This window comes from Pseudomonas sp. OTU5201 (genome assembly GCF_038440135.1).
Classification (GTDB): Bacteria; Pseudomonadota; Gammaproteobacteria; order Pseudomonadales; family Pseudomonadaceae; genus Metapseudomonas; species Metapseudomonas resinovorans.
In genome coordinates, this window is record NZ_JASATC010000007.1 from 34,159 (window position 1) to 53,109 (window position 18,951).

General features: G+C 67.5%; 16 protein-coding genes and 3 riboswitches. Of the genes, 8 read left to right on the top strand and 8 right to left on the bottom strand.

Translation table 11 applies throughout. The annotated features are described in order from the left end of the window. Positions 1 to 108: 108 nt before the first annotated feature. The 4 genes from cobJ to cobG are packed head-to-tail and all read right to left on the bottom strand — an operon-like array spanning position 109 to position 4,449. Positions 109 to 1,764 carry a precorrin-3B C(17)-methyltransferase gene (gene cobJ / locus AAHM40_RS06275; protein ID WP_342243873.1) on the bottom strand — a complete coding sequence of 552 codons (1,656 nt, stop codon included), beginning with the start codon at positions 1,762 to 1,764 and terminating at the stop codon, positions 109 to 111. After that, positions 1,764 to 2,513, bottom strand: coding sequence for a precorrin-2 C(20)-methyltransferase (locus AAHM40_RS06280; RefSeq protein WP_342243874.1), 750 nt, complete (start codon positions 2,511 to 2,513; stop codon positions 1,764 to 1,766). The genes cobJ and AAHM40_RS06280 overlap by 1 nt, the downstream gene beginning before the upstream one ends. Then, positions 2,510 to 3,136 (bottom strand): precorrin-8X methylmutase, encoded by a 627-nt coding sequence (locus AAHM40_RS06285; RefSeq protein ID WP_342243875.1) that lies wholly within the window; start codon positions 3,134 to 3,136, stop codon positions 2,510 to 2,512. Before AAHM40_RS06285 ends, AAHM40_RS06280 begins: the two co-directional genes overlap by 4 nt. Continuing rightward, entirely contained in the window at positions 3,133 to 4,449 is a 1,317-nt protein-coding gene (gene cobG / locus AAHM40_RS06290; protein ID WP_342243876.1) for a precorrin-3B synthase, read from the bottom strand. Before cobG ends, AAHM40_RS06285 begins: the two co-directional genes overlap by 4 nt. An 87-nt stretch (positions 4,450 to 4,536) precedes the next feature. Beyond that, positions 4,537 to 4,731, bottom strand: a riboswitch (cobalamin riboswitch). An 80-nt stretch (positions 4,732 to 4,811) separates the two neighbouring features. Between cobG and cbiE the strand changes: the two genes are divergently transcribed. The 4 genes from cbiE to AAHM40_RS06310 are packed head-to-tail and all read left to right on the top strand — an operon-like array spanning position 4,812 to position 8,579. Beyond that, entirely contained in the window at positions 4,812 to 6,011 is a 1,200-nt protein-coding gene (cbiE, locus tag AAHM40_RS06295) for a precorrin-6y C5,15-methyltransferase (decarboxylating) subunit CbiE (RefSeq protein ID WP_342243877.1), read from the top strand. A 38-nt stretch (positions 6,012 to 6,049) separates the two neighbouring features. Next, positions 6,050 to 7,147: a cobalt-precorrin-5B (C(1))-methyltransferase gene (locus tag AAHM40_RS06300; protein WP_342243878.1), complete on the top strand. Its 1,098-nt coding sequence runs from the start codon at positions 6,050 to 6,052 to the stop codon at positions 7,145 to 7,147. Next, positions 7,144 to 7,875 (top strand): cobalt-precorrin-6A reductase, encoded by a 732-nt coding sequence (locus AAHM40_RS06305; RefSeq protein ID WP_342243879.1) that lies wholly within the window; start codon positions 7,144 to 7,146, stop codon positions 7,873 to 7,875. The genes AAHM40_RS06300 and AAHM40_RS06305 overlap by 4 nt, the downstream gene beginning before the upstream one ends. Beyond that, positions 7,872 to 8,579: a (2Fe-2S) ferredoxin domain-containing protein gene (locus AAHM40_RS06310; RefSeq protein WP_342243880.1), complete on the top strand. Its 708-nt coding sequence runs from the start codon at positions 7,872 to 7,874 to the stop codon at positions 8,577 to 8,579. The genes AAHM40_RS06305 and AAHM40_RS06310 overlap by 4 nt, the downstream gene beginning before the upstream one ends. A gap of 104 nt (positions 8,580 to 8,683) precedes the next feature. Here AAHM40_RS06310 and AAHM40_RS06315 read toward each other — a convergent pair whose 3' ends face one another. Both AAHM40_RS06315 and AAHM40_RS06320 read right to left on the bottom strand, forming a co-directional pair. Then, positions 8,684 to 9,358: a vWA domain-containing protein gene (locus tag AAHM40_RS06315; RefSeq protein WP_342243976.1), complete on the bottom strand. Its 675-nt coding sequence runs from the start codon at positions 9,356 to 9,358 to the stop codon at positions 8,684 to 8,686. Further along, a complete protein-coding gene (locus tag AAHM40_RS06320; RefSeq protein ID WP_342243881.1) occupies positions 9,340 to 10,341 on the bottom strand; it encodes an ATP-binding protein in 1,002 nt (333 codons plus the stop codon). Before AAHM40_RS06320 ends, AAHM40_RS06315 begins: the two co-directional genes overlap by 19 nt. 516 nt (positions 10,342 to 10,857) lie before the next feature. Here AAHM40_RS06320 and AAHM40_RS06325 point away from each other — a divergent pair. Continuing rightward, the gene (locus AAHM40_RS06325; RefSeq protein ID WP_342243882.1) at positions 10,858 to 11,949 is read left to right on the top strand and encodes a 3-deoxy-7-phosphoheptulonate synthase; all 1,092 of its coding nucleotides are present in this window, start codon (positions 10,858 to 10,860) and stop codon (positions 11,947 to 11,949) included. A gap of 124 nt (positions 11,950 to 12,073) precedes the next feature. Here the strand turns inward: AAHM40_RS06325 and cobN are convergent, their stop codons facing one another. Beyond that, positions 12,074 to 15,808, bottom strand: coding sequence for a cobaltochelatase subunit CobN (cobN, locus tag AAHM40_RS06330; RefSeq protein ID WP_342243883.1), 3,735 nt, complete (start codon positions 15,806 to 15,808; stop codon positions 12,074 to 12,076). A gap of 115 nt (positions 15,809 to 15,923) precedes the next feature. Continuing rightward, positions 15,924 to 16,976, bottom strand: a complete 1,053-nt coding sequence (gene cobW, locus AAHM40_RS06335; RefSeq protein WP_342243884.1) for a cobalamin biosynthesis protein CobW — start codon at positions 16,974 to 16,976, stop codon at positions 15,924 to 15,926. A gap of 92 nt (positions 16,977 to 17,068) precedes the next feature. Beyond that, positions 17,069 to 17,261: riboswitch (cobalamin riboswitch) on the bottom strand. 58 nt (positions 17,262 to 17,319) lie between these two features. Continuing rightward, positions 17,320 to 17,536, top strand: a riboswitch (cobalamin riboswitch). Between the two features lie 98 nt (positions 17,537 to 17,634). Between cobW and AAHM40_RS06340 the strand changes: the two genes are divergently transcribed. From AAHM40_RS06340 to AAHM40_RS06350, 3 genes are read left to right on the top strand one after another with little or no spacing between them, the layout of a single operon-like run. After that, positions 17,635 to 17,826 (top strand): CbtB domain-containing protein, encoded by a 192-nt coding sequence (locus tag AAHM40_RS06340; protein WP_342243977.1) that lies wholly within the window; start codon positions 17,635 to 17,637, stop codon positions 17,824 to 17,826. Between the two features lie 11 nt (positions 17,827 to 17,837). Next, positions 17,838 to 18,551, top strand: coding sequence for a CbtA family protein (locus AAHM40_RS06345; RefSeq protein ID WP_342243885.1), 714 nt, complete (start codon positions 17,838 to 17,840; stop codon positions 18,549 to 18,551). Further along, the gene (locus AAHM40_RS06350) at positions 18,515 to 18,949 is read left to right on the top strand and encodes a cobalamin biosynthesis protein (RefSeq protein ID WP_342243886.1); all 435 of its coding nucleotides are present in this window, start codon (positions 18,515 to 18,517) and stop codon (positions 18,947 to 18,949) included. The genes AAHM40_RS06345 and AAHM40_RS06350 overlap by 37 nt, the downstream gene beginning before the upstream one ends. Positions 18,950 to 18,951 lie beyond the last annotated feature (2 nt).

The following is an 18,951-nucleotide window of genomic DNA, read 5'->3' on the forward strand; positions in this document are numbered from 1 at the left end:
GGCACCACTGTCGGAATGGTTCGCGGGGGAATCGCTGATGGGTTTCGCGAGCGAAGCGAAACCCATCGGGCGGCGTCGATGGGTTTCGCAGGGAGATAACGCAGCCGCTCAGCGATACCAGCGCGGCGTGTACACCCAATCCTCGCCATTGCCCTTCGGCACACGCCGGGTCAGCGAGGAGCCGATGATCACCAGGGTGCGCATGTCGACCTGCTCCGGGGTCAGCTCGCCGAGGCTGGTGAGGGTGAGCTTCTCGGCCGGGCGACCGATGTCGCGACCCAGTACTACCACCGTTTCCGGCCGGCGATGTCGGGAGACGATTTCCAGCGCGCGGCCCAGTTGCCAAGGGCGCGCCCTGGAGATGGGGTTGTAGAAGGCCATGGCCAGGTCGGCGGCGGCGGCGTGGTCGAGACGGTGCTCGATCACTTCCCAGGGCTTGAGGTTGTCCGACAGCGACAGCAAGCAGAAGTCATGGCCCAGGGGCGCTCCCGCCTTGGCGGCAGTGGCCAGCGCCGCGGAGACGCCGGGGAACACCTGCAACTGGACCTGCAACCACTGCGGATCGCGGGATTCGTCCAGGGCCTCCAGCACGGCGGCGGCCATGGCGAAGACGCCCGGGTCACCGGACGACACCACCACCACGCGGCGACCGCTGGCCGCCAGCTCGAAGGCATGGCGGGCCCGCTGCAGTTCTTCGCGGTTGTCGGTGCAGTGCGCCACCTGATCGGGGCGCAATGGGCCGGCCATGCGGATGTAGGTCTCGTAGCCCAGCAGGTCCTCGGCCTCGTCCAGCGCCTGGCGTGCGGCCGGCACCATGAACTCGGCGGCGCCCGGGCCAAGGCCGACCACAGTCAGGCGCCCGCGCGGCTTGCCGATCAGGGCCGGGTCCAGCGGCTCATCAGCCCGATAGAGACGAATGCCGTGAACGTGCAGGTGCAGGGGCGGCAGGGCGGTTTTTTCGATAATGAAGCGCAGCGGCACGCCTAGCTCGGTGGCGGTCGCTGCCAATACGGTGTCAGTCATGCGCTCGCGATCTGCCAGCAGGCAGGCCAGGGACAGCGGCGCCAGGCCTGCATCCATCAGGGCCTGGCGCACGATATCGGCATTTGCCTCGCCATCGATTCGCGCTACCGCCACGCGGGGGTGGATCAGCAGTTCGTGGCGCTCGGGTGGACGTGCTTCGGCGGTGATGTGGATAACCCGTTGCGCCTCATCCGCCAGGGGCAGGCGGACTTCATCGAGCCACGGCGCATCGCCCTGCACGCGCACGGCTTCGCCGCCCAGCAGGTCGGAGACGAAGCGCTTGCCCTGTTCGATGTCGGCCAGGGCGTAGCCCGCTGGCGGGTCCAGCAGGCAGGCGCCGAAACGCAACTCGCCGCTGGTGGTGATGGCCGGCGCCACGTCCAGCGTGGCGGCGATCTCCCGCGCCATGCGGTTGACTCCACCCAGCCCGCCGAGCAGCGGCACCACCGCGCTGCCGTTTTCGGCGACTGCCAGTACCGGCGGCTCGGCGCCTTTGCTCGCCAGCAGTGGCGCCAGGGTGCGGATGACGATGCCAGCGGCGCACAGGGCGATGATCGGCGTATCGCTGCTGTACAGCCCACGCAGGGTGTCGCCGAACTCGGCATAGCCTTCGTCCGCGCCTTCGACGCGGCCATTCAGGCCAAGCACGCGTGCCTGTGGATAAAGTGCCTGGATGCGTCGAGCCGTTGGCAGGCCGCCGTTGCCGAGCAGGATGATGGCCGGGGCGTTGTGCTGCTCCATCAACCTCTCCACTTCTGACCGGGAATGACGATCATCGAGAAGTAGGGCGACGCCATGGGGTCCACCTCATCCAGCGGCACGATGCGCTGGTTGGCCATGGTGGCGCGCTCCACGTAATGGGCACGGCTGGCGATGCCGAGGTCCTGGAGGACACGGCGCACCTTGTCGAAGTTGCGCCCGAGCTTCATCACCACGGCGGCTTCGGCATCGCGCAGGCGGACCTTCAGTTCATCTTCCGGCAGCACGCCGGAGAGCACCGAGAGGCTCTGGTTGCGGTACACCAGGGGCAGGCCGAGCACCGCCGCGCTGCCCAGCATGGAGCAGACGCCGGGCACCACTTCCACCTCGTAGCGCTCGGCCAGGCGATCGTGCAGGTACATGTAGGAGCCGTAGAAGAAGGGGTCGCCTTCGCAGATCACCGCCACGTCGCGGCCGGCGTCCAGGTGCCGGGCTACCTGCTCGGCGGCGGTGTCGTAGAAGTCGCTGATCACCGTCTCGTAGGACAGCGGCGGTTCCAGTTTTTCGGTGGTCACCGGATACACCAGCGGCATGCGCTGCTGGGTTTCGGTCAAATGCTGTTCGATGATGCCGAAGGCGTTGCCGCCCTGGCCCTGGTTGGCCTTTGCCTTGGCCACGAAATAGCCCACCACCGGCGCCGATTGCAGCAGGCGCAGCGCCTTGAGCGTGATCAGTTCCGGGTCGCCGGGGCCTACTCCGAGGCCGATCAGCCGTCCTTTGCCGGTCATCATTCCACCTCCGTGGCCAGGGCGTTGACCGCCGCTGCCGCCATGGCGCTTCCACCGCGGCGGCCCCGCACGATTACATAGGGCACACCACGGCTGTCGGCGGCGAGCATGTCCTTGGACTCCGCCGCGCCGACGAAGCCCACCGGGAAGCCGAGGATCAGCGCCGGTTTCGGTGCACCTGCGTCGAGCATCTCCAGCAGGTAGAAGAGCGCGGTGGGGGCATTGCCGATCACCACCACGCTGCCTTCCAGGTGTTCGCGCCAGCGCTCAAGCGCCACTGCCGAGCGGGTGTTGCCCAACTCGCGCGCCAGCTCTGGTACGCCCGGGTCGTTGAGGGTGCAGATGACCGGGTTGTCCGCCGGCAGGCGGGCGCGGGTGATGCCCTCGGCCACCATGCGCGCATCGCAGAGGATCGGCGCGCCATTGGCAATGGCCGCGCGCCCGGCCGCTCCGGCACCGAGGGAGAAACGCAGGTCTTCCACCACGTCGACCATGCCGCACGCGTGGATTACCCGCACTGCGAGCTTTTCCAGGTCGGCGGGGATTCCGGCGAGGTTGGCTTCGGCGCGGATGATGGAAAAGGAGTTGCGATAGATCTCCTGACCATCGCGGATGTACTCGATCATGGGGTGGAACTCCAGGTGTCAGGAGGGGAGGCCAGGCGTTCGCCGGCGTCCTGAAGGCTGATGTCGCGCGCCAGCAATCGGCCGAAGCCGGTACCGCCGCGCTGATAGAGGTCATAGCGGCCCGGGGCCTTGGCCAGCAGGGTGAAGGGCGCCACATGGGCGGCGGCGCAGGAGCGCGGGCAGCCGCTGAGATGAACCACCGCGTCTGGCGGCAGCAGCGGCGCCAGAGCCAGAGCATCGGCCTTGGTATCGGCCAGGCCTTTGGCGCAACCGGCGGAGCCGGTGCAGGCGATCAGTCGCGCCAGGGGCGCACTCGCATCGGTGGCCATACCGAGCTTTTGCATCGCTCGCAGGGCCGCCTCGGGATCACGGGCGTTGGGCAGCAGCACCGATTGCCAGGGCGTCAGGCGCAGGCTGCCATCGCCCAGGTTGTCGGCGAGATCGGCCAGTGCTTTGAGTTGCGCTGCAGTCAGGCGGCCGAGCGCGGGCGCACCCCCCACGTGGAGGCCATCGCGAATACCGAGATGGGCGAAGGGCTGTGGGGCGGCGCGGCGCCAGTCGCCGGCCGGCAGCAGCGGTACGTCCAGCCGCTGTTGCAGGCGCAACAACAAGTCGCCCTCCGGGTGTTCGGCTAGCAGGTGGCGCATGCGTGTCTGCTCGGGCCGGGCCAGTTCGAGGAACAGTTCCAGCACGGCTTCCACCAGCGCTGGAACCTGATCGCGCGGCACGGCAGCCAGGGCGGGGGCGTCGTCGGCGGCTCGTGGTGGGCAGCCGGCGAGCCCGAAGGCGAACAACGCGTGTTTACTGTCACCCATGGCCGACAGCCAGAGATCGTGGGGATGCTCCAGCATCGCCATGGATTCGCCGCCATCGAGCAACAGGGCGAACTTGGGCGAGAGGGCATGGAAGTGCGCCTTGTCCTGCAGCAGGGCGAGGATTTGCCCGGCAAGCGGCGCGCTATCCATAAGGGCGGAGGCATCCAGGCCGGCCAGCGGGCTGACCATCAGATTGCGCACATCGTCGGCGCCGGGGGAGCCTGCGCCCAGGCCGGCGGCCAGGAGGGCGTCGATCAGCGCCTGCTCGGTGCCGGGCTTCACACCACGAATCTGCAGATTGGAACGGTTGGTGGCCTCGATCACGCCCCCGGCGTGGGCACTCGCGGCCGTCGCGATGGCGCGGGCCTGAACCGAGCTCAGGCGCCCGCAGGGCAGCTTGATCCGGCAGATCCCGCCGTCCTTCGCCTGGACGATACGCAGCAGCCCCGGGCAGGCCGAGGGGCGTATGGATAGCGATGTGGGCCGGGCGTGCTTCACTCAGGTCACCATGGTTGGCGTCGCGGCGACCCGGGCCCCTGAGTCAGGGACAACGTTGCACCGATACACCCCGCTCGATGCGACCACACGCGACTGGTTCCACCGGCAGGTCTCCTGGCTGGCAGGTCATCATCCATTGCGGCCTTCCCGAACGGGGTTCAGTGGCCTGAAATGCATGGACTCGCTGCTTACAGTTGCGGGGGCAGCCACGGCTCGACCGTGTTCCCTCTTAGGCTGGGACTCGTCAGGTGAGCGCCAGCGACCGATGAAGGGCGCTATTATGCCCGCTTTGCCCGGACCTATGAAAAGGCTGCCTGTCGGGAGCCGATCAGCCGTGGCGTTTTCGGAATCGAGGACAGCGAATGCAGCCCTGGCTGACGGTAGTGGGAATAGGTGAGGACGGCTACGCGGGCCTCGGCAAGGCCGCGCGCCGTGCGTTGCTGGGCGCCGCCGAAGTGGTCGGCGGCCCGCGCCAGCTTGACCTGTTGCCGCACTGCATCCGCGCGCGCCGCAGCCCCTGGCCCAGCCCTTTTTCCCTGGCACCGGTACTGGAGCAGCGCGGCACGCCGATCTGCGTGCTGGCCAGCGGCGACCCCATGCTGTTCGGTGTCGGCGCCAGCCTGGCGCGGCAGGTGGCTGCGGAGGAGATGCGGGTGATCCCGGCACCATCGTCCTACTCGCTGGCCGCCGCGCGGCTGGGCTGGCCGTTGCAGGACGTGACCTTGCTCTCGGTCGTCGCCCGTCCCCTGGCTGCGTTGAATGCTCACCTGTACGACGGCGCCCGCCTGCTGGTGCTGAGCAATGACGGCAGCAGCCCGGCGGCCATCGCCGCGTTGTTGACTGAGCGTGGTTTTGGCCCGAGTCGGCTCAGCGTGCTGGAGCACCTGGGGGGCGAACGTGAACGACGCATCGACGGCATCGCCGGCGACTGGTCCCTCACCCAGGCTGCCGCGCTCAATCTGCTGGCGGTCGAAGTCCACCCCGACGAAGGCACTCGCTCGCTGCCGCTGACCACAGGCCTGCCCGACGACGCCTATTGCCACGACGGCCAGCTCACCAAGCGTGATGTCCGCGCCGTCACCCTGGCGCGGCTGGCACCGCGGCCGGGTGAGCTGCTCTGGGATGTCGGCGCCGGTTGTGGCTCCATCGGCATCGAGTGGATGCGCGCGCACCCGGGTTGTCGTGCCATTGCCGTCGAAGCCAACGCAGGCCGCCAGGCACATATCCGCCACAACCGCGATGCCCTTGGCGTGCCCGGCCTGCAACTGGTCGCCGGTCAGGCCCCGATGGCACTGGAGGGCTTGTCTGCGCCGGATGCCATTTTCATCGGCGGCGGTGTCACCGAGCCCGGCGTGCTTGACGCTTGCTGGAGCCAGCTCAAGCCCGGCGGCCGCCTGGTCGCCAACGCCGTGACCCTGCAGAGCGAAGCCATGCTGGTAGCCTTTCGCGAGCTGCACGGCGGCGAACTCACCCGCATCGCCATCGCCCAGGCACAGCCGCTGGGCGGCTTCGATACCTGGCGTTCGGCGTTGCCGATTACCTTGCTTGAAGTGACAAAGTGATCCCTAGGTAAACCCCTTGAGCGGACCCGCCATTCTCCATGCGTGACGAAACCCCCGAACAACCCGGCCCCCTGCGCAGTGGCTACACCACTGGCAGTTGCGCCACGGCCACCAGCCTGGCGGCGGCGCGCCTGCTTTTGGGCGGCGTGGCGGCGGATGCGGTGGAGATCGTCCTGCCCAAGGGCCAGCAGGTGCTGATGCGCCTGGAGTTCTGCCGCTTGATCGAGGGTGGCGCCGAGGCAGGCACCCTGAAGGACGCTGGCGACGACCCGGACGTGACCCATGGTGCCCTGATCTACGCCCAGGTGCGCCTGGCTACCGAGCCGGGGGTGCGCTTCCACGCCGGCCCCGGCGTCGGCACCGTCACCAAACCCGGCCTGACGCTGGCCGTAGGCGAGCCGGCGATCAATCCGGTGCCCCGGCAGATGATGATTGAGCACCTCACTCGACTCGCTTGCGACCACGGTTTTGCCGGCGGCTTCGAAGTGACCCTCTGCGTCGAGGGCGGCGAGGCACTGGCGCTGAAAACCATGAACCCGCGCCTGGGTATTCTCGGCGGCCTTTCCATCCTGGGCACCACCGGCATCGTCCGGCCGTTCTCCTGTTCGGCCTATATCGCATCGATCCATCAGGGCATCGATGTCGCTCGCGCCAATGGCTTCACCCACCTGGCGGCCTGCACCGGCAACGCCAGCGAAGACACCATGCGCCGTCGCTACCACATGAACGACACCGCGCTGATCGAGATGGGCGACTTTGCCGGTGCCGTGCTCAAGCACCTGCGCAAGGCACCCGTGGAAAAACTCAGCCTGTGCGGCGGTTTCGGCAAGATCAGCAAACTCGCCGCCGGCCATATGGACCTGCACAGCCGCAACTCCAGCATCGATCTGCCGCTGTTGGCGCAGTGGGCCGCCGAACTGGGCGCAAGCGCCGAATTGCAGGCGGCCATGTGCGGTGCCAATACCAGCCAGCTGGCGCTGGTCATGGCCCATGACGCCGGCATTCCCCTGGGCAATGCGGTCTGCGCCCGCGCCCTGGCCTTCGCCCGCAAGACGGTGCCGGCCAGCGTGGCGCTGGAAGTCTTCGCCATCGATCGCCAGGGCAATATCGTCGGCGAGGCTGTGGAGCAACGATGAAACGCATCCTTCTGCTGGGCGGCGTCAGCGAAGCCCTGGCGCTGGCGCGCCGCCTCGGCACCGAGCATGTCTACAGCCTCAAGGGCCTCGGCAAGGTGCCGAATGACCTGGCCTGTCAGGTGCGCGTTGGCGGCTTCGGCGGCGCCGAGGGGCTGGCGCGCTTCATCGCGGAGGAGGGCATCGATCTGCTGGTCGATGCCACCCATCCCTATGCTGCACAGATGAGCCGGAACGCCGCAGCGGCGGCCGAACTGGCGGGCATTTCCTGCTGGGCCCTGCGTCGCGCCGGTTGGCAGGCGGGCCCGGATGACGACTGGCAAGAGGTGGTCGATTGGGACGAGCTGATCGAAGCCCTGAAGCGTTTCCGTCGCCCCTTCTTCACCCTCGGCCGCGAACCCTTGGAGCACCTGCACGAGATCCCGGCGCAGCAGTACTGGACAGTGCGCTGCCTGCAGGGGGAAGCGGCGGGTGAACGCTTTGAGGTGATTGGCGCTCGTGGCCCCTTCGATCTGGACGGCGAGCGTGAGTTGTTCGCGCGGCTGCACTGCGATGTGCTGATCAGCAAGAACAGCGGCAGCCAGTCCACCGAACCCAAGCTGCAAGTGGCCCGCGAGCTGGGGCTGCCGGTACTGATCCTCAAGCGCCCGGAGCTGCCGCCCGTGGCCCGTGAATTCGATTCCGTCGAAGGCCTCTGGCAGGCCCTCGCCATCCATCTGGAAACCCCATGACCGCAACACCTTACGCCCGCGTGCTGTTCGCCGGGCCGGACCTTGCCGAAGGCTCTTTCGCCGAACTCTTCCGCCGCCAGCTCGTTGCCTTGCGTGGCGAGGCGGCGCTGGCCGATATAGTCGACACCAGCGGCGGTCACGACCTCCTCTGGCAGCAAGTGCAGGCAAGCGAGCGTCCGCTTTTGGTGATCGATCTCGATCCGCAATCTTCCGCGCAGCATCTGGATTGGCTGCGCAGCGAACTGAGCGGGTTGCAAGCGCCCGAGCAGCTCTTCGCCGCCAGCCTGCTGGGCCAGTACGACGCCGACCCGGCCGGCGCCGCCTGCGCCCTGGTCGAGCGCACCGAACTGCATCTGGCCTGTGTCGATGTACCGCAACTGCCGGAGCACCACTCCTGGTCCTGCATCCCGCCCCACGCCCGCCGCCTGCTGCTGTGCAACGGTCCCCGCTGCACCCGTCGCGGCGCCCTGCCGCTGTGGAAAAGCCTGCGCGAACAACTCAAAGCCGCCGGCAAGCTGGAGTGCGCAGGCGGGGTGCACATCACCCGCACCCAATGCCAGTTTCCTTGCGATGAAGGGCCGACCGCGAGCCTGTATCCAGAGGGGGAGTGGTACCGGATTCGTACCGCCGAAGAGGTCGTGAGGCTGGTGCAGGAGCGTATCGTCGAAGGGCGGCAGGTGCCGGAGTTGTTGATGAAACCGTAGCGGGGGTCGGGCGCGCCCATTCAGCGTAGCGATAGCCGTCGAACGCGGATCGCGTGGTTGGAATGCTTCGTAGGATGGCGTAGAGCGAAGCGAAACCCATCGGATCACAGCTCGGCGATCAGCCGATACTCTGCCCCCAGTTCCTCCGCCAGCTTCTGCGCGCGTCCCAGCCGGATCGGTCCGCCCTCGATATCCACCAGCAGTGCCGAGCATTCCAGCGGGTGCAGCGCCGGCCAGTCCTTCAAACGCCCATCGGTGAGAATTAGCATCCGCTGCGCCTCGGCCGGCTTCTGCCGTTGTCGCCGCGCCAGCCAGTGGGCGGATTGCTGCAAGGCTTCGATCAGCGGCGTGCCGCCACCGGCGCCGAGTTCGGCGAGCCAATGGTGCAGGGCGGGGGAGGCCTTGCTGCCTTGCCAGAGCCACCGCGGCTGGCGGCCGGTGGCGTGGAGCACGGCGAGGCGGGCGCGCTGGCGGTAGGCATTTTCGAAGAGCCCGGCCAGCAGCCCCTTGGCCTGGGACAGCGCGCCATGGCGGCGGGTAGAGGCGGAGGCGTCGACGATCACCAGCCAGAGCTGCTCGGGGTACTGGCTGCGTGGCGCGCGGACGAGATCGGCGGCCTTGCGCGGGCGGCCGCGCAGAAGGGTCGGCAGCCATTGGATGGCGCCCTCTATTCCCGCGTGGCGAGCGCCGCTGCGACCGTTGCCGAGCGTGCCGGGTCTGGGTCGGGCACCCGCCCCTGTGACCGTGCGCGGGCGGATGCTCAGGGCTTTTTTGGCCAGCGCGGCGGGTCGCGCCGTTCTCCGATGGGGACGGCTTGTGCGGGCAATTCGCCCCACTGGCCTTCGCCACCGGACGCCTGCGTACGCGACTGGGCGGGCGGCGACTGCGGAGGCTGTGTGGCGGGCGGCGGGGTGTGAGTGCGACGGTGGGCGAGGGCGAAGTGCTCGACGGCGTCGATATCCGCAGCCTCGATGCGATCAGCGCCGCGCCACGCCGCGTGGGCGCGGGCGGCACGCAGCCAGACCAGATCCGCGCGCAGGCCGTCGACACCGGCGGCGAAGCAGCGTTGGGCGATTTCATCCAGGGCAGCATCGTCCAGTGGGATGGTCGCCAGGCGGGCGCGGGCGTCCCGGCAGCGTTGGGCGAGGGCCTGTTGCGCGCCATTCCATTGGGCGGTGAAGCCTTGCGGATCGGCGTCGAAGGCGAGTCGACGGCGGACGATCTCGGCGCGCTCGGCCGGCTGCGGCTGGCCGCTCTGCAGCACCTTGAGGCCGAAGCGGTCCAGCAGTTGCGGGCGCAGTTCGCCTTCCTCGGGGTTCATGGTGCCGATCAGCACGAAACGGGCGGGGTGGCGATGGGAAATGCCGTCGCGTTCTACCTGGTTCACACCACTGGCGGCCACATCCAGAAGCAGGTCCACCAGGTGGTCGGGCAGCAGGTTCACTTCGTCCACATAGAGCACGCCGCCGTGGGCCTTGGCCAGCACGCCGGGAGAGAACTGAGCGCGACCTTCGCCGAGGGCGGCGTCCAGGTCCAGGGTGCCAACGATGCGCTCCTCGCTGGCGCCCAGTGGCAAGGTGACGAAGAGGGCTTCCGGTAGCAGGTCGGCGATGCCCCGGGCCAGGGTGGACTTGGCCATGCCACGCGGTCCTTCGATCAGCACGCCGCCGATGGCAGGGTCGATGGCGGCGAGGTAGAGCGCCAGCTTCAGTTCATCGGAACCGACGACTGCGCTCAGGGGAAAGTGGGGAAGGTCGGACATGGCGGGTTCCTGAAAACGCATGGCGGGCATGTTAGCGAAAGCCCGAGCGCGCCGATAGAAATCAGTGATTGAACGCCGTGCGGCGATGCAGTAGGTTAGCCAGCATTCGCTTTGGAGATTGTCATGCCGCACCTCGCTTCCACTTCGCTCATCGCTTCCCCGGCTCGCGCCGTGGCGGGTGTGCGTGTGGCCGCTGCGGCCAGCTATTTCTATGGGTATTGGTTTAGCCACGGGCTGACCTGATACCCATCAGGCGGCCCACTCCAGCAGGGTCGCCGCCAAAGCTCCACGAAACCCCCGGTCGGCAACCCGACCGGGGGTTTTTGTTTTCCGGCCCACAAGGCCAAACACATGAAATTCGAGGATCGCACCATGATCAGCTACCGCACCTACCCGACCTATTACCGCAACTCCAACTGGCGATTTAGCCGCTCCCGCACCGTACAGACACCTTTGAATCGAACACCCAGATAGCGCCGCGCGCGGATCGAGCCGCGCCGGCTGAGGACGCCAGTCATGAACTCTTCGGTTTCCGTTCTGCCCACCGCTGTACAGCCGCTCCACGCCATGGCGCTTGAGGCTGCCCTGCCCACGTCGCGCAGCACCCAGCCGCTGCCCACTCCCGCCGAACTACGCCAGCGCCTGCCGCTGAGCCATGCGCTCGCCCGCCAGATCAACGCCCAGCGCGAGGCCGTGCGTGCCGTGCTGGATGGCGAAGATTCGCGCCTGCTGGTGGTGGTTGGCCCCTGCTCCATCCACGATGCGGATTCCGCCCTCGACTACGCCCGCCGCCTGGCCGCCCTGGCGCCGGAAGTCAGCGACCAGCTGCTGCTGGTGATGCGCGCCTACGTCGAGAAGCCGCGTACCACCGTGGGCTGGAAGGGCCTGGTCTACGATCCACACCTGGACGGCAGTGGCGACATGGCGGAAGGCCTGGCCCTGAGCCGCCGACTGATGCTGGAGATGGTCGAGCTGGGCCTGCCGGTCGCGACTGAGCTGCTGCAGCCGCTGGTCGCCGGCTACCTGGACGACCTGCTGAGCTGGGCCGCTATCGGCGCGCGCACCAGCGAGTCGCAGATCCACCGCGAGATGGTCAGCGGCTTGGACCTGCCCGTGGGCTTCAAGAACGGAACCGATGGCAGCCTCGGCATCGCCACCGACGCCATGCGCTCGGCCGCCCATGCCCACCAGCACTTCGGCATTGATGAGCTGGGGCGACCGGCGCTGGTGCAGACGGCAGGCAATGCGGATACCCATCTGGTGCTGCGTGGTGGTCACCAGGGGCCCAACTATGACGCGGCCAGCGTGCAGGCCGCCCGTGCCGGCCTGGAGAAACTCGGCATTGCGCCGCGCATCCTGGTCGATTGCAGCCACGCCAACAGTGGCAAGGACCCGCTGCGCCAGCCGGCCGTGTTGCAGGACGTGATCGACCAGCGCCTGGCAAGCCAGGACGCCCTGCGCGGGGTGATGATCGAGAGCCACCTGTTCGATGGCGCGCAATCGTTGTCCTGTGACCTGCGCTACGGGGTTTCCATCACCGATGGCTGCCTGGGGTGGGCAGGGACGGAGGCGATCCTGCGGGAGGCGGCGGCGCGTTTGAGGGGGTGACTCGCGCCGATGGCGGAGTGCCAAGGCTGAATCACTTGCACGGACAGCACCCTCTCCCCTTGGGAGAGGGTTGGGGTGAGGGCAGCATCATGCCGCTCGGTACATGAGGGACACCCCGTTCCCCTCAATGCTCCTCGATATCCAGCAACAGGTTCTCGATGGCCTCACGGTACCCGCCGGGGTTCTCCCACAGCCCACGCTGCTGGGCCTCCACCAGGCGCTCGGCGATGTCGCGCAAGGCTTCGGGGTTGTGCTGGTGGATGAATTCGCGGGTGTCCGCGTCCAGCAGGTAGGCGTCGGCCAGTAGTTGGTACTGGTGGTCGTCGATCAACTCGCTGGTTGCGTCGAAGGCAAACAGGTAGTCAACCGTTGCCGCCAGTTCGAAGGCGCCCTTGTAGCCGTGGCGCTTCATGCCGGCGATCCACTTCGGGTTGGCGGCACGGGAGCGGACCACGCGAGCCAGTTCTTCCTTCAGCGAGCGGATACGCGGCAGGTCCGGCTGGCTGTGGTCGCCGTGGTAGCTGGCCACTTTCTCGCCACGCAGGGTTTCGGCGGCGGCGAGCATGCCGCCCTGGAACTGGTAGTAATCGTTGGAGTCGAGTATGTCGTGCTCGCGGTTGTCCTGGTTCTGTAGCACGGCTTGCAGCCGCTGTAGCCGCTGGGCGAAGCGTTCCCTGGCCGGGGTGCCGGCATCCTGGGCGCCGTAGGCATAGCCGCCCCAGTTGAGGTAGACCTCAGCCAGCTCGGCGCGGTCCTGCCACTGGCGTTCCTCGATGACGCCCTGCACCCCTGCGCCGTAGGCGCCGGGTTGGGCACCAAACACGCGCCAACCAGCTTGTAGGCGCGCATCCTCGGCGGGCAGGCCCTCGTCGGTGAGGCGTTCGCTTTCTGTTTTCACTCGCGCCGCCAACGGGTTCATATCCTCCGGCTCATCGAGTTCGGCCACGGCCTGCACAGCAGCGTCGAACAGGCGGATGAGGTTGGCGAAGGCATCGCGGAAGAAGCCCGATACGCGCAAGGTCACGTCCACTCGCGGGCGGTCGAGCAGGGACAGCGGCAGGATTTCGAAGTCTTCCACCCGCTGGCTGCCGGCCTGCCACACCGGGCGTACGCCCATCAGCGCCAGTGCCTGGGCGATGTCATCGCCGCCGGTGCGCATGGTGGCGGTGCCCCAGACGGAAATGCCGAGCTGGCGCAGGTGGTCGCCATGGTCCTGCAGGTGGCGTTCCAGCAGCAGGCTGGCGGACTGGAAGCCCAGTCGCCAGGCCGTGGGCGTGGGCAGGTTGCGCACGTCCACGGTGAAGAAGTTGCGCCCGGTAGGCAGCACGTCGAGGCGTCCGCGGCTGGGGGCGCCACTGGGGCCGGGCGGGACGAAGCGACCTTCCAGCGCCGCCAGGACGCCGCCGATCTCGGCATCGCCACAGGCGTCCAGGGTGGGGGCGATGACGGCGCGCAGGTTGTGGATAACCGCATCGCTTGCCGGGCCAATGGAACCGAAGTCAGTGGTTTGGATCAGGCCCAGGGCCAGCAGCTCAAGACGCTCGCGCGTGTCGCCATTGCTGCGCCAGGGCTCATTGCTCACTGCGTCCAGCAATGCTGGGCGGGGGCCTTCCCAGGGTTCGGCCCAATTGAGGTCGAGCGGGTCGCGGCCCAGTTGCAGGTCGCCGGCCAGGGCGCGCAGCAGGCTGGCGTTGGCGCCCTTGCCGTCGCCACGGGGGATGCGCACCAGGGACAGCAGCGTGTCGTCGCGCAAGCGTCCTGCGGGAGATTCGCCGAACACATGGAGGCCGTCGCGGATCTGCGATTCCTTGAGGTCGCAGAGGTAGGCGTCCAGTTGCGGCAACCAGCTCTCCGGGTCGTCGCTGATGACCAGGTTCAGTTCGCGATCCAGCGCCGTCGCCTTCACCAGTTCGAGGATTTCCCCGCGCAGCTGCACGGCGCGGCGCGGGTCGAGCAGGGAGGCGTCGTAGTACTCGTCGGCCAGGCGTTCCAGGTCGCGCAGCGGGCCGTAGTTCTCGGCGCGGGTCAGCGGCGGCATCAGGTGGCCGATGATCACCGCCTGGGCGCGGCGCTTGGCCTGGGCGCCTTCGCCGGGGTCGTTGACGATGAAGGGGTAGAGGTTCGGCAGCGGCCCCATTGCCGCGTCCGGCCAGCATTCGGCGGACAGGCCGACGCCTTTGCCCGGCAGCCATTCCAGGTTGCCGTGCTTGCCGACGTGGATCAGCGCATCAGCGGCGAACACGTTGCGTAGCCAGAAATAGAAGGCGAGGTAGCCGTGGGGCGGCACCAGGTCGGCATCGTGGTAGATGGCCGCTGGGTCGAGTTGGTAGCCGCGCGCCGGTTGGATGCCGACGAAAACGAGGCCGAAGCGCAGGCCGGCCACCATCATGCGACCGCTGCGGAACATTGGGTCCTGCTGCGGCTCCCCCCAGCGTTCGATGACTGCGCGTTGGTTGATCTCTGGCAGGCGGGCGAAGCAGGCGAGGTAGTCGGAAAGGGCCAGGCTCTGGGCGCAGGGGCGCGCATCGAGGCTGTCCAGGTCGTTGCTGACACCGCCGAGCAGACTGTGGATAAGTGCAGTGCCGCTCTCCGGCAGTCCGGCCAGCGGGTAGCCTTCGGCCTCCAGAGCGCGAAGGATGTTGAGCGCGGCGGCCGGGGTATCCAGACCCACACCGTTGCCGATGCGGCCGTCGCGGGTAGGGTAGTTGGCGAGGATCAGCGCCACGCGCTTGTCGGCATTGGCCTTGCGCGCCAGCGTGCACCAGCGTCGTCCCAGTTCAGCGACGAAGTCCATGCGTTCCCGTTGCGGCAGGTAGCAGACCACGTCGCTCTGGCTGCGCTCGCTGCGCCAGGCCAGGCCCTTGAAGCTGATGGGGCGGGTGATGATGCGGCCGTCCAGCTCCGGCAGGGCAATGTGCATGGCCAGGTCGCGCGGACCCAGGCCTTGTGGGTTGTCGCGCCAGAGCGGTTCGTTGTCCAGCGAACAGATGGCTTGCAGCACCGGAATGTCGCGGCGGAACGGGCGCAGGCTGGGGGCGTCCGGGTTCGACTGGGCGAAGCCGGTGGTGTTGATGATCAGCCCGGCACCCGCGGCGTCCAGCCAGTTTTCCACAGCCGCCAGGCACTCCGCTTCCTTGAGGCTGGCGACGGCGATGGGCAGGGGATTCAGCCCCTGGGCGGCGAGGCGCTCGCAGAAAACGTCGATAAAGGCCGTGTTCGCGGCCTGCAAATGGGTGCGATAGAAGAGCAGTGCGGCGACCGGCTGATCGGAGCGCCAGCCGGCTTGCCAGTCTTCCAGCCGCGCCGGGCGTAGGCGCGGGTGGTAGAGGGCGACACGGGGCAGGGCCTGAGGCTCGTTCCAGGGATAATCACGGTCGAACCAGCGGTTGGCCAGGCAGTTGAACAACTGCCGGGCATTGTCCAGGCCGCCCTGGCGCAAGTACTGCCAGAGGCGCTCGGCGTCATTCGCCGGAACCGTGCACAGGTTGGCCAGCTCCGGGTCGGGACGGTCGTCGCCCGGCACCAGGATCAGCTTCGCACCCCGCTCGGCCAGGGCCACCAGTTGCTCGATGCCGTAGCGCCAGTAACCCACGCCGCCATGAACAGAGATCAGGATGACCTTGGCATGCTGCAGCACCTCGTCGACGTAGAGGTCCACCGAGGCGTGGTTCTGCAACTGCATGGGGTTGGCCAGGCGCAGGCTCGGGTAGTCGTCGGGCAATTCGCGGGCGGCTTCGGCCAATAGCGCCAGGTGCGAGTCGCCGCTGCAGAGGATCACCAGTTCGGCGGGCGTCTGGGCGAGGTGGGCGATGCCGTCGTCTGGGACGAAGCCGCCGGGTTGGGTACGCAGGAGGTGCATGATTCTTACCCCCTCTCCCTTTGGGAGAGGGTTGGGGTGAGGGATAGTCCCAGTGCGCGGAGGTAGCCCTCACCCCCGGCCCCTCTCCCGGAGGGAGAGGGGAGTTGAATGCGTTTCATGCGAGAGCCGTGCGCAGCTCATTGGCGATGGCCGCCCGATCCAGCTCCTGACCGATCACCACCAGACGAGTGCTGCGAGTTTCGTCGGTCAGCCACTTGCGGTCGAAGTGCTTGTCGAAACGCTTGCCGACGCCCTGGATCAGCAGACGCATGGGTTTGCCGGGGATTGCGGCGAAGCCCTTGATGCGCAGGATGTCGTGGCGCTCCACCAGTTGGCCGAGGGCATTGATCAGGGCGGCTTCTTCCACTTCTGGCAGGTCGACGTGGAAGGAGTCGAACTCGTCGTGGTCGTGGTCTTCGTGACCTTCGTGGTCATGGTGAGTGAGGCGGCTGTCGATGTGCAGTTCCGCCTCGGCATTCAGGCCCAGCAGCACGCTGAGTGGCAGCTTGCCGGCGCTGGCTTCGACGATCTTCACCGCAGGTGGCAGTTCCTCGGCCACCTCGGCGCGCACGGCGGCCAGGGCTTTGGCGTCGAGCAGGTCGGCCTTGTTGAGGATCACCAGGTCGGCGCTGGCCAACTGGTCTTCGAACAGTTCATGCAGGGGCGACTCGTGGTCGAGGTTCGGGTCCTGCTTGCGCTGCTCGTCCACCTGCTCGGGGTGGGCGGCGAAGGTGCCGGCGGCCACGGCCGGGCTGTCGACTACGGTGATGACGGCGTCGACGGTGCAGGCGTTGCGGATTTCCGGCCACTGGAAGGCTTGTACCAGAGGCTTGGGCAGGGCGAGGCCGGAGGTTTCGATGAGGATCTGGTCAAGGTCGCCGCGGCGCGCTACCAATTCGCGCATAACCGGGAAGAACTCTTCCTGCACGGTGCAGCAGAGGCAGCCGTTGGCCAACTCGAAGACGCGGCCCATGGCCTCTTCCTCGGTGCAGCCGATGGAGCATTGCTTGAGGATTTCGCCGTCGATGCCCAGCTCGCCGAACTCGTTGACGATCACCGCAATACGGCGGCCTTCGGCGTTGTCCAGCATGTGGCGGAGCAGGGTGGTCTTACCGGCGCCGAGGAAGCCGGTAACGATGGTGACGGGGAGTTTGGCCAGGGTTTTCATGCGCGCCTCTGCGTGGTCGGTCGGCGGGCATGACGAACGCAGCGGGGCTCGCCCCGCGCAACGGATTCGCCACCGGATCACCCCGCCCGGTTGTCTGGAATTTCGTCGAGGCAGGTCTCCTGGCTCCCGACCCTGCGCTTAGCGCGGCACCTTCGCCTTCCCGCTTGCGCAGTGGCGTTTCGAAAGGCCTGGGGGCGTTCACAGTTGCGGGGGCAGCCGTGGCCTTGACCACGTTCCCTCTTAGCTCCGGCGTACAACCGGAGAACCTCGAAAGGGCGAAGGCTACGCAGCGCCTGGGCGACGGTCAATCACGGCAGTTGACGCTTGGTCGGACTCGTGATGTTCTAGCACGGTTTTTTCAGGTGCCTTGCGTCGCCGTACGCGAGGTGAAACGGGAAGTCGGTGCGTCCATTTTCGGACTAGTCCGACGCTGCCCCCGCAACGGTAAGCGATCGTAGGGTTAAGTACGCCACTGTGCCGACACGGCATGGGAAGGCATGCCCGTCCAGCCACAGGCTGGCGTCGTGAGCCCGGAGACCGGCCTGATCAGCTTTTTGGCAACCCGCGGTGGGCGGGCGCAAGCCGGAAATCTGGGTGCACTTGCGCCCGCTTCCCTCGCGCGCGTCCCTCTGCCGGTATCGTTAGCAACGCAGAGGGAATCTCCATGTCCAGCCGCACCCTGTCTCATTCCGCCGCTTCCTCCTCGACCCTGGCCCAGCGCCTTGTGCTGGCCATCGGTGCCAGTCTGATCGGCCTGTCCCTGGTGTATTTCGCCGGCTTCTCGCATATCGAGGCCGTGCACAACGCCGCTCACGACACTCGCCACAATGCCGCCTTCCCCTGCCATTGAGTGATTCCCGGATGATCAAGCGCATTGCCCAGACTGCCGGTTTTGCTGGTCTGATCGCAGCCCTGGTGCTGACTCTGTTGCAGAGCCTGTGGGTTACCCCGCTGATTCTCCAGGCGGAAACCTATGAAAGCGCCGAGCCTGCGGTTGTAGAACAGGCCCACGAACATGAACATGGCGCCGCCGCCGTTGCCCACACCCACGAGCACAGCGCCGAAGCCTGGGCGCCGGAAGATGGCTGGCAGCGCACGTTGTCTACTGGAGGCAGCAACCTGGTGGTCGCAGTCGGTTTCGCCTTGATTCTTGCCGGGCTTTTCAGCCTGCGTGGCCCGACCCGTGCCTGGCAGGGCCTGCTCTGGGGGCTGGGTGGTTTCGCCACTTTCGCCCTGGCACCGTCCCTTGGCTTGCCGCCGGAACTGCCGGGCACAGCCGCCGCTGATCTGGCCGATCGTCAGACCTGGTGGGTCGGCACCGCTGCTTCCACTGCCGTGGGCCTTGCGCTCATTGCCTTCGGCCGCCATTGGGCTCTGCGCGTACTGGGCGTCGTACTGCTGGTGATCCCCCATGTAGTAGGTGCGCCGCAGCCCGAAGTCCATTCCAGCCTGGCACCGGAAGCGCTGGAACATGAGTTCATCGCTGCTTCCCTGATCACCAATGCGGCGTTCTGGGCTGTGCTGGGCTGGGCCGCGGCGTGGCTTTACCAGCGCCACGCTTCGCCGTCTGCTTGAAGCTGGTCGCTGGGCTGGGCTGCCGACGCGGCTGCCAGACGGACGAATTGCAAGGCCTGCTGATGCAGTGCCTTGCCGAGGCCGGCGCTTCACTCGATGATCTGGCCGCGCTGGCCAGCAGTGAGGCGAAGGCCGCGGAGCCGGGGCTGATCGCCCTGTCCGAGCGGTTGCGGCTGCCGCTGTACTTCCTGCCTGTGGATATCCTTGCTGCGGAGGACATGCGCCTGAGTCAGCCGTCTGAGCGTGTCCGGGAGGTCATCGGCAGTGCAGGTGTGGCGGAAGCCGCCGCCCTGGTCCAGATCGAAGCCCTGTTCGGCGGTCGCGCCGCCCTGCTCATCGACAAACGCCGCAGCGCTGGTGCTACTTGCGCCCTGGCCTGCATCCAGCACGAGGCTTGACG

What these genes read in the sequence shown, in the direction of transcription:
- AAHM40_RS06280 (WP_342243874.1), bottom strand. Translation starts at nt 2,513, where the DNA reads ATGATGACCGGCAAAGGACGGCTGATCGGCCTCGGAGTAGGCCCCGGC.
- cbiE (WP_342243877.1), top strand. Translation starts at nt 4,812, where the DNA reads ATGCAGCCCTGGCTGACGGTAGTGGGAATAGGTGAGGACGGCTACGCG.
- AAHM40_RS06300 (WP_342243878.1), top strand. Translation starts at nt 6,050, where the DNA reads ATGCGTGACGAAACCCCCGAACAACCCGGCCCCCTGCGCAGTGGCTAC.
- AAHM40_RS06285 (WP_342243875.1), bottom strand. Translation starts at nt 3,136, where the DNA reads ATGATCGAGTACATCCGCGATGGTCAGGAGATCTATCGCAACTCCTTT.
- cobW (WP_342243884.1), bottom strand. Translation starts at nt 16,976, where the DNA reads ATGAAAACCCTGGCCAAACTCCCCGTCACCATCGTTACCGGCTTCCTC.
- AAHM40_RS06345 (WP_342243885.1), top strand. Translation starts at nt 17,838, where the DNA reads ATGATCAAGCGCATTGCCCAGACTGCCGGTTTTGCTGGTCTGATCGCA.
- AAHM40_RS06325 (WP_342243882.1), top strand. Translation starts at nt 10,858, where the DNA reads ATGAACTCTTCGGTTTCCGTTCTGCCCACCGCTGTACAGCCGCTCCAC.
- AAHM40_RS06320 (WP_342243881.1), bottom strand. Translation starts at nt 10,341, where the DNA reads ATGTCCGACCTTCCCCACTTTCCCCTGAGCGCAGTCGTCGGTTCCGAT.
- AAHM40_RS06305 (WP_342243879.1), top strand. Translation starts at nt 7,144, where the DNA reads ATGAAACGCATCCTTCTGCTGGGCGGCGTCAGCGAAGCCCTGGCGCTG.
- AAHM40_RS06310 (WP_342243880.1), top strand. Translation starts at nt 7,872, where the DNA reads ATGACCGCAACACCTTACGCCCGCGTGCTGTTCGCCGGGCCGGACCTT.
- cobN (WP_342243883.1), bottom strand. Translation starts at nt 15,808, where the DNA reads ATGCACCTCCTGCGTACCCAACCCGGCGGCTTCGTCCCAGACGACGGC.
- cobJ (WP_342243873.1), bottom strand. Translation starts at nt 1,764, where the DNA reads ATGGAGCAGCACAACGCCCCGGCCATCATCCTGCTCGGCAACGGCGGC.